Annotated in this window: 9 protein-coding genes; 3 read left to right on the plus strand and 6 right to left on the minus strand. The window is 67.2% G+C overall.

Going from position 1 to position 12,605, the window contains the following annotated elements:
* Positions 1 to 43 precede the first annotated feature (43 nt).
* The 3 genes from K3A84_RS00615 to K3A84_RS00625 are packed head-to-tail and all read left to right on the plus strand — an operon-like array spanning position 44 to position 4,766.
* Positions 44 to 1,555 (plus strand): tryptophan halogenase family protein, encoded by a 1,512-nt coding sequence (locus K3A84_RS00615; protein WP_225007128.1) that lies wholly within the window; start codon positions 44 to 46, stop codon positions 1,553 to 1,555.
* A complete protein-coding gene (locus tag K3A84_RS00620) occupies positions 1,552 to 3,072 on the plus strand; it encodes a tryptophan halogenase family protein (protein WP_225007129.1) in 1,521 nt (506 codons plus the stop codon). The genes K3A84_RS00615 and K3A84_RS00620 overlap by 4 nt, the downstream gene beginning before the upstream one ends.
* Positions 3,069 to 4,766, plus strand: a complete 1,698-nt coding sequence (locus K3A84_RS00625; RefSeq protein ID WP_225007130.1) for a glycoside hydrolase family 13 protein — start codon at positions 3,069 to 3,071, stop codon at positions 4,764 to 4,766. Before K3A84_RS00620 ends, K3A84_RS00625 begins: the two co-directional genes overlap by 4 nt.
* Here K3A84_RS00625 and K3A84_RS20305 read toward each other — a convergent pair.
* From K3A84_RS20305 to K3A84_RS00650, 6 genes are all read right to left on the minus strand, one after another.
* Positions 4,730 to 4,864: a hypothetical protein gene (locus K3A84_RS20305; RefSeq protein ID WP_263626071.1), complete on the minus strand. Its 135-nt coding sequence runs from the start codon at positions 4,862 to 4,864 to the stop codon at positions 4,730 to 4,732. The genes K3A84_RS00625 and K3A84_RS20305 overlap by 37 nt on opposite strands.
* Positions 4,858 to 5,631: a uroporphyrinogen-III C-methyltransferase gene (cobA, locus tag K3A84_RS00630; protein WP_225007131.1), complete on the minus strand. Its 774-nt coding sequence runs from the start codon at positions 5,629 to 5,631 to the stop codon at positions 4,858 to 4,860. Before cobA ends, K3A84_RS20305 begins: the two co-directional genes overlap by 7 nt.
* Positions 5,628 to 8,147, minus strand: a complete 2,520-nt coding sequence (locus K3A84_RS00635; RefSeq protein ID WP_225007132.1) for a nitrate reductase — start codon at positions 8,145 to 8,147, stop codon at positions 5,628 to 5,630. The genes cobA and K3A84_RS00635 overlap by 4 nt, the downstream gene beginning before the upstream one ends.
* A gap of 62 nt (positions 8,148 to 8,209) precedes the next feature.
* Positions 8,210 to 8,551 (minus strand): nitrite reductase small subunit NirD, encoded by a 342-nt coding sequence (nirD, locus tag K3A84_RS00640; RefSeq protein WP_225007133.1) that lies wholly within the window; start codon positions 8,549 to 8,551, stop codon positions 8,210 to 8,212.
* Between the two features lies 1 nt (position 8,552).
* A complete protein-coding gene (gene nirB / locus K3A84_RS00645; protein ID WP_225007134.1) occupies positions 8,553 to 11,048 on the minus strand; it encodes a nitrite reductase large subunit NirB in 2,496 nt (831 codons plus the stop codon).
* Between the two features lie 302 nt (positions 11,049 to 11,350).
* Positions 11,351 to 12,601 carry an alginate export family protein gene (locus K3A84_RS00650; protein ID WP_225007135.1) on the minus strand — a complete coding sequence of 417 codons (1,251 nt, stop codon included), beginning with the start codon at positions 12,599 to 12,601 and terminating at the stop codon, positions 11,351 to 11,353.
* Between the last annotated feature and the right edge of the window lie 4 nt (positions 12,602 to 12,605).

Below are 12,605 nucleotides of genomic sequence, written 5' to 3' on the forward strand. Positions count from 1 at the left end.
CATGGTGTCGCATTCGGGGTTGCATTCGGGAGAGGAAGGCGACGTGACCAGACCGATCCGCAAGGTCGTGATCCTGGGCGGGGGCACCGCCGGGTGGATGACCGCCGCGCTCATGGCCAAGGTGCTGGGGCGGCAGGTCGCGATCGAACTCGTCGAATCCGACGATATCGGCATCATCGGCGTGGGCGAGGCGACGATCCCGCCGATCCAGCAGGTCAATGCCGTGCTGGGTATCGACGAAGCCGATTTCCTGCGCGAGACCAAGGCGACGATCAAGCTCGCCATCCGGTTCGAGAACTGGGGGGCGCAGGGTGATTCCTACTACCACACCTTCGGCACGGCGGGGCGCAACCTGGCGTTCTGTTCGTTCCACCACTTCTGGACGCGCGCGCGCAAGCTCGGCATCGAGGGTAGTTACTGGGACCACGATCTCAACTACCTCTGCGCCGAGGCAGGCAAGTTCGCGCCGACGCAGGGCAACGATCCCATCTGGGATATGCCCTATGCCTACCATTTCGATTCCGGCCTCTATGGCCAGTTCCTGCGCCGCTATTCGGAACGGTTGGGCGTAACGCGCACCGAAGGCATGGTCGCCGACGTGCAGCGCGCGGCGGGGATCGGCGATATCATGGCGCTGGTGCTGCGCGATGGGCGCGTGATCGAAGGCGACCTGTTCGTCGATTGCTCGGGCAGCCGGGGCGTGCTGATCCAGCAGCATCTGGGCACCGGCTACGAGGACTGGGGGCACTGGCTGCCCTGCGACCGCGCGATGGCGGTTCCCTCCGAACGCTTTGCGACGACGCTGCCGTTTACGCGGGCCATTGCACACGGCACCGGCTGGCAGTGGCGCATTCCCTTGCAGCATCGCAACGGTAATGGCCTCGTCTACTCAAGCCGCCATACCAGCGATGACGAGGCGGCGCGTATCCTGCTGGGCAACCTCGATTCTCCGGCGCTTGCTGATCCCAAGATCATCCATTTCCGCACTGGCCGGGCGCGCAGGCAATGGAACCGGAACGTGGTGGCGGTCGGGCTCTCAAGCGGGTTCCTCGAACCGCTGGAGTCCACCAGCATCTACCTGATCCAGTCGGCGATCGTGCGGCTGATCCACCTGTTCCCGCACGAAGGCATCACGCCCGAACTGATTGGCGAGTACAACCGCCAGTCGCAGATCGAGATGGAGCTGATCCGCGACTTCATCATCCTGCACTATCACGCCAACAATCGGCGCGATTCCGCCTTCTGGCGCGACTTGCGGCTGATGGACGTGCCCGAGCGGCTGGCGCGCAAGATCGCGCTGTTCCAGGCCAACGGTACGCTGGTGCAGGACCAGTACGACATCTTCATGGAGCCTTCGTGGGTGCAGGTGCTGATGGGGCAGGGTGTGCTGCCGCAAGACCATCACCCGCTGGCCGATGGCCCGAGCGACGACGAACTACGCGCGCAACTGGCGCAACTGGCGGAACTCAAGCGCCGCCCGCTGGCACAATTGTCGAGCCATGACGAATACCTTCTGCGCAAAGTTGGCGGGGATCGGGTCGGCGTTGCGGCATGAGTGCGCCCGCGCCCTTGCGTATCGTCATCGTCGGCGGGGGAACGGCGGGGTGGATGACGGCCAATCTGCTGGCCGAGCGATGGGCGGATCGCGGGGTAAGGATCACGCTGATCGAAGCGCCCGACATCGCCACGATCGGCGTGGGTGAGGGCTCCACGCCGTCGCTTAAGCGCTTCTTCGAGGTGCTGGGCATCGCGGAGGCCGAGTGGATGCCCGCCGCGCACGCCACCTACAAGGCGAGCATCCGTTTCTGCGGCTGGAGCCCGGCTTCGGGGATGGCGGACTATGCGCATCCCTTCCTCAGCCAGGTTGACGTGCACACCGAGGACGCCTTCGTGCTCAACTGCCGCAACCGGCGGCTGGGTTATGACGTGCCGACCGCGCCCGAGCGCTTCCTGCTGAACGGGGAACTGGCGCGGCAGGGCAAGGCCCCGGTCGCGCCCGCCAACTTCCCGTTCCGCATCGAATACGGCTACCATTTCGACGCCGGCCTGCTCGGCGCGTTCCTGCGCGATCATGCGGTGGACCGGGGCGTCACGCACCTGCCGCGCAAGGTGACCGGCTGCCTGCGCCATGATGGTGGCGACATTGCCGCGGTCATGACCGACCGCGACGAGCGGATCGAGGCCGACCTGTTCGTCGATTGCAGCGGCTTTGCCCGGCTGTTGATGGACAAGTCGCTGGCCGTTCCGTTCCGCAGCTTTGCCGACAACCTGTTCAACGATGCCGCCGTGGTCATGCCGACGCCTACCGAAGCAGACATCCCGGTCGAGACGCGCTCCACCGCGCTGTCGAACGGGTGGCTGTGGTCGATCCCACTGACGCACCGCACCGGCAACGGCTATGTCCATTCTTCCGCCTTCATCAGCGCCGATGCCGCCGAGCGCGAGTTGCGCGCCGCGCTGGGCATGACCGACAGCCCGGTCGAGGCGCGCCACCTGCGCTTCGAGGTTGGCCAGCTCGAACGCCACTGGGAGCGCAACTGCCTTGCCGTGGGGCTGGCGCAGGGCTTCATCGAACCGCTTGAAGCGACCGCGCTGCATCTGGTGCTCAACACGGTCGAGCTGTTCATGGGCCATTTCGAGCAGGGTGACTTCACGCCCCGCCATCGCGATGCCTTCAATGCGCAGATCACCGCGCGGGTCGAGCGGGTGCGCGATTACATCGTCGCGCATTACAAGCTGAACACCCGCGATGACAGCGACTACTGGCGTGCCAACCGCGCCAACGAGGCGCTGTCCGATCCGCTGCTGCACATCCTTGATACATGGTTCCGTCGCGGCGATCTTGCCGCCGAGCTGGCGCAGGCGGGCGATCTCAGCCACTTCACCAGCGCTTCGTGGCACTGCTTGCTAGCAGGGTACGGGGCCTTCCCGCCGCTCGCGGCGCAGCAGCGCGATGACGTCGATTTCCACCGCGACCGTGACATCGCCCGCCTGCTCGAAGGGTCGGCGCTCAATTTCGCTCCCCACGCCGAGGTGCTACGCGCCATGGCCCCATCGGAGATTCCCGCATGAAGACATCCCGCATCGCCCGGCTGGCGCTGGCTGCCGCGCTGGCCCTTGGCGCGCTCCCCGCCGCCGCCAAGCCTGCCGCCAAGGCCGACGCATGGTGGAAGAACGCGGTGATCTACGAGATCTATCCGCGCAGCTTTCAGGACACCAACGGCGACGGTATCGGCGACCTCAAGGGCGTGACGCAGCGGCTCGACTACCTCAAGAAGCTGGGCGTCGATGCGATCTGGCTGACCCCGTTCTTCCCGTCGCCCAATGCCGATTTCGGCTATGACGTGGCCGATTATACTGGCGTTGCGCCCGAATACGGCACGATGGCGGACTGGGACGAACTGGCGCGCGAGGCCCGCAAGCGCGGCATCCGCGTGCTGGTCGATCTGGTGCTGAACCACTCCTCGGATGAGCACCCGTGGTTCAAGGAATCCCGCTCGTCGCGCAACAATCCCAAGCGTGATTGGTACGTCTGGCACGATGCTGCGCCCGATGGTGGCCCGCCCACCAACTGGCAGTCGATCTTCGGCGGCTCCACCTGGGCGTGGGACGAGAAGACGAAGCAGTACTACTACCACATCTTCCTGCCCCAGCAGCCCGATCTCAACTGGAACAGCCCCGGCCTGAAGCGCGCGATGTACGATGTCATGCGCTTCTGGCTGAAGCACGGGGCGAGTGGGTTCCGGCTGGATGCCACGCCCTATCTGTTCGAGGATCCGAACTGGCCCAACGATCCCGACGTGAAGGGGGGGCGGCCGGTGTGGCTCAAGCCCTACAATTCGGGCTTGCCCAAGGGCAACGCGATCCTGCGCGACATGCGCGCGATCGTGAACAAGGCGCCGGGCGGGGCGATCCTGCTCGGGGAATCCTCGACCGCGACGATCGAGGATCTGCGCAAGGTCTATGGAAAGAACGCCGACGAGATCAACCTGCCGATGGACTTCCTCTATGGCAACCTGACCAAGCTCGACGCCAGGGTGTTCAAGCAGCAGATCGACGATGCCCATGGCAAGCTCGACGGGTTGCCGCCGGTGTTCTTCTTTTCAAGCCACGACCACTCGCGCCAGTGGACCAGCTTTGGCGATGGCGTGAACAATGACCGCATCGCGCGCATCACTTCTGCCATGACGCTGACCCTGCGCGGCACCGCGCTGATGTACTATGGCGAGGAGATCGGTGTGGCCGATCTTCCGGCGCAGGAACTGAAGGACTTCCCGCTCGGGCCGAAGCGCAGGGTGGCGGACAACCGCGATCCTGAACGCTCGCCGATGCAGTGGACAGGCGAAACGGGCGCAGGCTTTTCGAGCGGCGCTTCGTGGTTGCCGGTGGCCAAGGCGGCCAGCACGGTGAACGTCGCGGCGCAGCTGGCCGATCCGGGGTCGATGTACCATTGGTATGCGCGGCTGCTGGAACTGCGCAAGACCGTGCCCGCCCTGCGGGACGGGGCTTATTGGCCGCTCGAATCCGGCAATCCGGCGGTGCTGGCCTATGCGCGCGTGGATGCGCAGGGCGATGGCGTGATGGTGCTGCTCAACATGAGCGATGTGGCGCAGACGGCGACGATTTCCGGCTGGCCCACGGGGCCGCGCACGGCGGCTGCGGTGTTCATGGCCAGCCCGGCAGCTAGCCCGGCGGCAGGCGCCAGCCTGTCGGCCGCAAGCCTTGAGCCTTACGCGGCGCGGCTGGTGTCGTTCAGGGGGCGGTGATGGCACTGGCCGCAATCCGGCGTGGCCATCGTCGCCCCGCATAGCGGGCAGGTGGCGGCCTGCGCCCAGCGGGCGAGCAGGCGGAGCAGCTTCAGCATGGGCAGGTCTCCATGGCAGCGGTTGCGGTGATGACGGTACGCTCGGCCAGCGCCTGCCCGATCAGCAGCAGCGCCGGGCCATCGCCCAGCGCGCTGCGCGCGGCGATGGGCAGCAGGTCGAGCCGGGTGCGGAAGTGGCGCTCGGTTGGCAGGCTGGCGCTTTCGACCAGCGCGACGGGCGTGTCGGCGGGAAGCCCTGCGGCGATGAGCTGGCGCGAGACCTCGGTCGCCGCGGCCTTGCCCATGTAGATCGCCAGCGTCGCGTCGCGGTCGGCAAGGCTCGCCCAGTCGAGATCGAGCGTTTCCCCGGCGCGGGCGTGGGCGGTGACGAAGGTAAGCTTGCGGGCAAGGCCGCGCAGCGTCAGCGATGCGCCGAGCGAGGCGGCGGCGGCGCTGGCGGCGGTGACACCGGGGCAGATCGACACGGACACGCCCGCAGCGCGGCAGGCGTCGAGCTCCTCGGTCGCGCGGCCGAAGATCGCGGGATCACCGCCCTTGAGGCGCACCACGCGTTCCCCCTTCAGCGCGGCGTCGACGATCAGGCGGTCGATCGTGCCCTGATCCTTCGAGTGACGCCCCGACCGCTTGCCGACATGGACGAGGCGCACGTTCGGCCCGGCGAGGGCCAGCACGCCTTCGCCCACCAGTGCATCGTAGAAGATGGTCTCGGCGCTGGCGATCAGGCGCTCGGCCTTGCGGGTGAGAAGTTCGGGATCGCCGGGGCCTGCGCCCACGAGCCATACGCTGCCTTGGGGGAAGTCGTTCATGCCGCTTTCTCCTCGATGGGTTTCACAAGCGCTTCGAGCAATTTGGCGATGGCCGGGCGGCACGAGCCGCAGTTCGTGCCAGCTGCCGTGGCCGCGCCGACGGCAGCGACGGTGCAAGCCCCGCCGCGCGCCGCCGCTTCGATCGTGCGCGCGCCGATGCCGTGGCACACGCAGACGATCGGGCCGAGATCGGGCGCCGGGCTGGCGGGACGGGCGGCGAGCAATTCGGCGGGCGCCGCTTCGCCGAGGCCGACCTGCGCCGCGATCCAGTCGCGCGCCGGAAGCGTGCCGCTGCGGGTGACGTAGAGCGCGGCGGCGACCGTGCCGTCCTCGGCCAGGACGATGATGCGTCGCATCCCGCGTGACGCATCGGCCACTTCCAGCCGCTGGCCTTGCGGAAGCAGCGCGTCGATGTCGATCATGCCCATCCCGGCGAGTTCGGTCAGCCAGCCTTGTAGCAGGCGTGCGGTCGTCCAGTACAACAGGCCCTCGGGCCGCACCGCGTCGGCGCGGACGAGGAAGGCGCGCCAGTCCGACGGCACCGGCTCGATCCGCGCAGCGCCGTTCTTGAAGCCGGGCTGGCCCGAGACCGGATCGACGTTCGGCGCGACCAGTCGGTTGGCGCGGCCTTCGCCTGCCATCGCGTCGGTCCAGTGCATCGGCACAAATACTTCGCCGGGGCGCTGGCCACTGTGGACCGAGACGCGGAACACTGCGCTGCCCTGCGGCGTGACCACGCGGGCGAGCGCGCCATCTTCGATCGCTGCCGCCGCCGCGTCGTCCGGGTGGACTTCAAGCAGCGGCTCGCGACGGTGCTGCGACAGCTTGGGGCTGAGGCCGGTGCGCGTCATGGTGTGCCACTGGTCGCGATAGCGCCCGGTGTTTAGCCGCAGCGGGAAATCGGGATCGACCTGGATCGAGGCGGCGCGGACCGGAACCAGCTGCATCGCGGAGGGGAGGGCGTGGCGTCCGCCCCACTGGAAGGGGTTGAGCGTTTCGTAGTCCTCGTCTGACAGCGCAGCGAGGGCCGACAGGTCCAGCACCTTGCCGTGGCGCGGGGCGAGCGCGGTCATCGCGGCATATTCGCGGAACACGTCGGCGGGCTTTTCCCAGCTGAAGGCGTCGGCGTGGCCAAGGCGGCGGCCAACTTCGGCGACGATCCGCCAGTCGGCGCGCGCTTCACCCGGCGCGTCGAACAGCGCGCGCTGGCGGCTGATGCGGCGTTCGGAATTGGTGACGGTGCCGTCCTTTTCCCCCCAACCCAGCGCGGGCAGGCGGATATGGGCAAGGCGCGCGGTGTCGGTCTCGGCAATGACGTCGGAGACGACCAGCGTTTCGCACTTGGCCAGTGCCTCACGCACGAATCCCGCATCGGGCATCGATACGGCGGGGTTGGTGGCCATGACCCACAGGAACTTGATCCGCCCTTCGTCCACCGCACGGAACAGGTCCACGGCCTTGAGGCCGGGACCAGCGCAGAGGAGGTCGGTGTCCCAGAAGGTAGCGACATCCGCGCGCTCGGCATCGGAAAAGCCCAGGTGGCAGGCGAGCGTGTTGGAAAGGCCGCCCACTTCGCGCCCGCCCATGGCGTTGGGCTGGCCGGTCATGCTGAACGGTCCCGCGCCGGGCTTGCCAATCCGGCCTGTCGCGAGGTGCAGGTTGAGGATCGCGTTGCCCTTGTCGGTGCCGCCGACCGACTGGTTCGCGCCCATGCTGAACAGCGTGACCATGCGCGGGTTGGCGGCGACGAGATCGACCAGCTGGGCAAAGACGTCGGCGGGCACACCGGGGTCGCAGGCCAGCCCCTCCCAAGGAACGAGGTCGGCAAGGCCCATCCCGTGCAGGGCGTGGAGCAGCGCGTTGAACAGCGCAGTGTCGCCATCGGGGGCGAGCGCGACGTGCAGGTCGGCCTGTTCGGCGGTTTCGGTGCGGCGCGGGTCGATCACCACGATCTTGGTGCCGCGCGCTTCGCGCGCCGCTTCGATGCGCTGCCAGATCACCGGGTGGCACCAGGCGGTGTTCGAGCCGACCAGCAGGATCAGGTCGGCCTCTTCCAGATCGGTGTAGGAGCAGGGCACGAGGTCTTCGCCGAAGGCCCGGTTGTGCGCGGCGACCGCGCTTGCCATGCACAGGCGGCTGTTGGTGTCGATGTTGGCGGTGCCGACGAAACCCTTGAGCAGCTTGTTGGCGGCGTAATAGTCCTCGGTCAGCAACTGGCCCGAGACGTAGAAGGCGACGCTGTCCGGCCCATGTTCGGTGATGCAGGCGCGCATCCGGTCGGCCACGAGATCGAGCGCTTCGTCCCATCCGGCGCGTTCGTTGCCGATCATCGGGTGGAGCAGGCGGCCTTCGAGACCGACGGTTTCGCCAAGGTGCGTGCCCTTGGAGCAGAGGCGGCCGAAGTTGGCGGGGTGTTCGGCATCGCCCTTGATGGTGACGGCGCGCGGGCCGGTCACCGTGGCGCGGATGCCGCAGCCGACACCGCAATAGGCGCAAGTGGTGCGAACGTCGGTCATGCGAGGCTTCTCCGGCTGGACAGGGAGGGGCGGGCGCACCGATTTGGGCCCGCCCCCGATCATCACGCGGCCTTCCGTCCGACCACTGCTTCGCGCAGCAGGTAGATGCGCCCGGCGTCCACCTTCAGCGGGATCACCGGCACGCAGCCCTTGTCATCCCCCTGCGCCTCGCCGGTCTTGAGCGAGATGTTCCAGCTGTGCAGCGGGCAGGTGACCACGCCGCCGTGGACGATGCCTTGCGACAAAGGCCCATGCTTGTGCGGGCACTTGTTGACGAGCGCGTGGAACTCGCCGTTCTGGGTGCGGAACACCGCGATTTCCTCACCGCCGCGCACCGGCAGGGTGCGCGCGGTGCCGGGGGCGATCTGGTCCACGGGACCGATGTCGAGCCAATCACCGATCATGTCAGGCAAACTCCATGGGGCGCACTTCGGCGAGGTGCTGGTGCAGGTCGGCGTGCGCGCCGGCGGCGCGTTCGGCCCAGGGATCGTCCTGGCAGAACTGTTGCGAGTGACGGAACCGCGCGGCGAGGCGGGTCACGCTGTCGGGATCATCGAACAGCCCGGCCTTGACGTGATCGAGGCCGACGCGCTCGATCCACGGCGCGGTCCGTTCGAGGTAGTGCGCCTGTTCGCGGTAGAGCTGGATGAAGGCCGCACAGACCTCCATCGCTTCCGCTTCGGTCGAAACCTTGGTCAGAAGGTCGGTGGCGCGGACCTTGATCCCGCCGTTGCCGCCCACGTGCAGCTCGTAGCCGCTGTCGACGCAGACCACGCCGAAGTCCTTGATCGTCGCTTCGGCGCAGTTGCGGGGGCAGCCCGAAACCGCGATCTTGAACTTGTGGGGCATCCACGAACCCCAGGTCATGCGCTCCAGCTTGACGCCGAGGCCGGTGGAATCCTGCGTGCCGAAGCGGCACCATTCGGATCCCACGCAGGTCTTCACCGTGCGCAAGCTCTTGCCATAGGCATGGCCCGAGACCATCCCGGCGGCGTTGAGATCGGCCCAGACCGCGGGCAGGTCTTCCTTCTTGATGCCGAAGATGTCGAGCCGCTGGCCGCCGGTCACCTTGACCATCGGGGCGTTGTACTTTTCGACCACGTCGGCGATGGCGCGCAGCTCCTTGGGGTTGGTGAGGCCGCCCCACATGCGCGGGACCACCGAATACGTGCCGTCCTTCTGGATGTTGGCGTGCATGCGTTCGTTGACGAAGCGGCTCTTCTGGTCGTCCTCGACCTCGCCTGGCCAGGCGCAGAGCAGGTAGTAGTTGAGCGCCGGACGGCACGAGGCGCAGCCATCGGGCGTCTTCCAGTGCAGCTCCTGCATCACCTGCGGGATCGCCTTGAGGTTCTTTTCAAGGATCAGGCGGCGCACGTCGTCGTGGCCGAAGCTGGTGCACTTGCACAGCGTCTTGGGGCCCGACTGGACTTCGCCGCCAAGGGTGAGGGCGAGCAGGCTTTCAACCAGCCCGGTGCAGCTGCCGCAGCTGGCCGAAGCCTTGCACGCCCCGCGCACCGCGTCGAGGCTGCACGCCCCGGCCTCGATGGTGGCCACGACCTTGCCCTTGGAAACGCCGTTGCAACCGCAGATCTCGGCATCGTCCGAGAGGGCGGCAACGGCTGCGTTAGGGTCCAGCGAGGGCCCTCCATTGGCGAAGGCCTGCCCGAAGATCAGCGCTTCGCGGATGGGTGAGATGTCCTCGCCCTTCTTCAGCAGGTCGAAGTACCACGATCCATCGGCGGTTTCGCCATAGAGCACCGCGCCGACCAGCTTGTTGTCCTTGACGACGACGCGCTTGTAGATCCCGCGCGAGGCGTCGCGCATGACGATGTCCTCGGCCCCGTCACCGCCCGAGAAGTCGCCCGCGCTGAACAGGTCGATGCCGGAGACCTTGAGCTTGGTCGAGGTGACCGAGCCGGTGTAACCGGTCGGTTCCGCGCAGGCTGCATCGGCAAGCGCGCGGCACATATCCCACAGCGGCGCGACGAGGCCGTAGCAGGCCCCCCGGTGCTGGACGCATTCGCCCACGGCCATGATCGCCGGGTCGCTCGTTACCATGTGATCATCGACGACGATGCCGCGTTCGACCACGACGCCCGCCGCCTTGGCGAGCCCGGTGGCAGGGCGGATACCGACCGCCATGACCACGATGTCGGCGGCGAATTCGCGCCCGTCCTTCAGCTTGACGCCGGCGACCTTGCCGTCGCGGCCGGTGATCTCGGCGGTGTCGCCGCCGGTGACGATGGTCTGGCCGCGACGTTCCAGCTCGCTCTTGAGCAGGAAGCCTGCTGCTTCGTCGAGCTGGCGCTCCATCAGCGTGGGCATCAGGTGGACGACGGTGACCTTCATGCCGCGCAGGGTCAGGCCGTGCGCCGCTTCAAGGCCGAGCAGACCGCCGCCGATAACCACCGCCGAGCCGCCGTTTTCGGCCGCCGCGAGCATCTTGTCGACATCGTCGAGATCGCGGAAGGTGACGACGCCGTCGAGGTTGTGGCCGGGGACGGGGATGATGAACGGGTCGGACCCCGTGGCGATCAGCAGGCGGTCGTAGGCCTCGACATGGCCTGACCGCGTGGTGACGGTGCGGGTATCGCGATCGATGGCGGCGACCGGATCGCCCGAGATCAGCGCGATTTCGTTGTCCGCGTACCATTCGGGACCGTTGATCACGATGTCCTCGAACGCCTTTTCGCCTGCCAGCACGGGCGAGAGCATGATGCGGTTGTAGTTCACGCGCGGCTCGGCGCCGAAGATCGTCACGTCGAAGCGGGCGGGATCGCGGGCGAGGATTTCCTCTACCGCGCGGCACCCGGCCATGCCGTTGCCGATCACCACCAGGCGCTCACGGACCTGCGCGGATTCCGCTCGGTCCTGTTCGGTCACTGTCGTCGGGGCGTTCACTTCAAGGTTTCCCTTTGCGAAACGCGCGGAACACGAAAAAGCCGCCCGAACGCATCCCTGTTGGGAAGGTCTGGGCGGCGACGTTGCCACGCGATGTTGAAACTGGATGAGGCGGCGCTGGATTGCCCATCGTTGGGCGGCGCTTGTGCCTTCGAGAGAAAGGCTAACCGATTCGGGGCGGTAAGCGCAAGCCGTTTTTGCACTGCAGCAAAATGGGCGACGAATTTTGTGGGGACGGCGCCAGCGTTGGCGTTGTTTGACTCACGGACCGCCCACCCGGACGCGCCGTCCCCCGTACTGGCTCAGAAGGCGTAATCGGCCTCCAGCCAGAACTTCTTGGTATCGACGCCAAAGCCCTTGGCCTTGTAATCGGCATACTTGGCCAGGATCGCCACCTTGCGCACCTTGAAGCCAAGGCTGGCGTCCCATTCCTCGCCGTACTTCACGTGGCCGACGTCCGAGTGGAAATCGTGCCAGACCACGTTGGCGGTCAGGCCCTTGGCCTTGGGGAAGGCTTTGGCGAGGCCAACGTAAACATCTTCCAGCCCCGCTGCCGGGGTGGTCAGGAACAGGTCCGCCCAGCCGTTGAACTTGTGCAGCGTCGCCATCGGGGTCTGGAGCGCGATGCCCTTGTCCGATCCCAGCTTTTCGTATCCGCCGGTCGCGGTGAAGCCGTATCCGGCCAGGCCCGCCTCGGCATTGACGTAGTCGACGCCGTATTTCGCCGGGTTGTTCTTCCACCCCTGCTGGTGCGCGTAGCTGCCGACAAGGTTCAGCTTGACCTTCTTGCCCAGCGGCAGCGCGGCCGTCGCGCGCACGCCATAGGTCTGCGTATCGGCCAGCGTTACCGCCAGCGGCCCGATCTGTTCCTTGGTGTCGTAGTCGAGCAGGTAGGAGAAGCCCTTGACCGTCACCGGGCCCTGCTTGACGCCTGCCTGAAGGAACCAGAAGTGCCCGTCGTAGGAGGTGCGCGGTCCGGCATCGTGGCCGAAGATCGTGCGCTGGCTGTCGGCATAGGTGACGTCGGCCATGACCGGGCCGATGCTGGCCTCTCCGCGAACGGCATCGAAGGTCTGCTCGTTCTGGCGCCAGGCGACCCCGCCGACCCAGCGCTGGTCATCGAGGTTGATACGCTGCCGCCCGACGGTCAGGCCCAACTGCTTGGTGCGATACTGGAGCTGGAGGCGGTTCAGTTCGACGTTGGCGGGATCGGCAACCCCAGCAAAGGCCGGGCGGGCCTTGGTGGGCACGAACGACAGGCCGTTGTAGTTCTCGTCGATCGCCAGCGTCGCTTCCGCTTCGGCCAGCACGGAGAGGTGCGAGGGCGCGTGCTTCAGCTCGAAGCCGCTGCGCAGGCGCAGGGTGACGGCGTCGGCGTCCTTGGTAGGGGTATCGACGTTCTCCCAGCGGAGGCGAGCGTCGAGCATCGGGTCGATGGTCAGCGTGTCCGAGATCTTGACCGGATCGCCGAAGGTCTTGGGTGCGGCGAGCGCGGGCTGAGCGAGGGCGAGCGGCGCCGCCAGCGCGGCCGCGCCGAGAAGCATGGTCTTCATGGTT

The organism is Novosphingobium percolationis (genome assembly GCF_020179425.1).
In the GTDB taxonomy this organism is placed as follows: Bacteria; Pseudomonadota; Alphaproteobacteria; order Sphingomonadales; family Sphingomonadaceae; genus Novosphingobium; species Novosphingobium percolationis.

Excerpts from the sequence above, each read along its gene's own strand:
- K3A84_RS00620 (WP_225007129.1), top strand. The coding sequence starts at position 1,552 with ATGAGTGCGCCCGCGCCCTTGCGTATCGTCATCGTCGGCGGGGGAACG.
- K3A84_RS00625 (WP_225007130.1), top strand. The coding sequence starts at position 3,069 with ATGAAGACATCCCGCATCGCCCGGCTGGCGCTGGCTGCCGCGCTGGCC.
- K3A84_RS20305 (WP_263626071.1), bottom strand. The coding sequence starts at position 4,864 with ATGCTGAAGCTGCTCCGCCTGCTCGCCCGCTGGGCGCAGGCCGCCACC.
- cobA (WP_225007131.1), bottom strand. The coding sequence starts at position 5,631 with ATGAACGACTTCCCCCAAGGCAGCGTATGGCTCGTGGGCGCAGGCCCC.
- K3A84_RS00635 (WP_225007132.1), bottom strand. The coding sequence starts at position 8,147 with ATGACCGACGTTCGCACCACTTGCGCCTATTGCGGTGTCGGCTGCGGC.
- nirD (WP_225007133.1), bottom strand. The coding sequence starts at position 8,551 with ATGATCGGTGATTGGCTCGACATCGGTCCCGTGGACCAGATCGCCCCC.
- K3A84_RS00650 (WP_225007135.1), bottom strand. The coding sequence starts at position 12,601 with ATGAAGACCATGCTTCTCGGCGCGGCCGCGCTGGCGGCGCCGCTCGCC.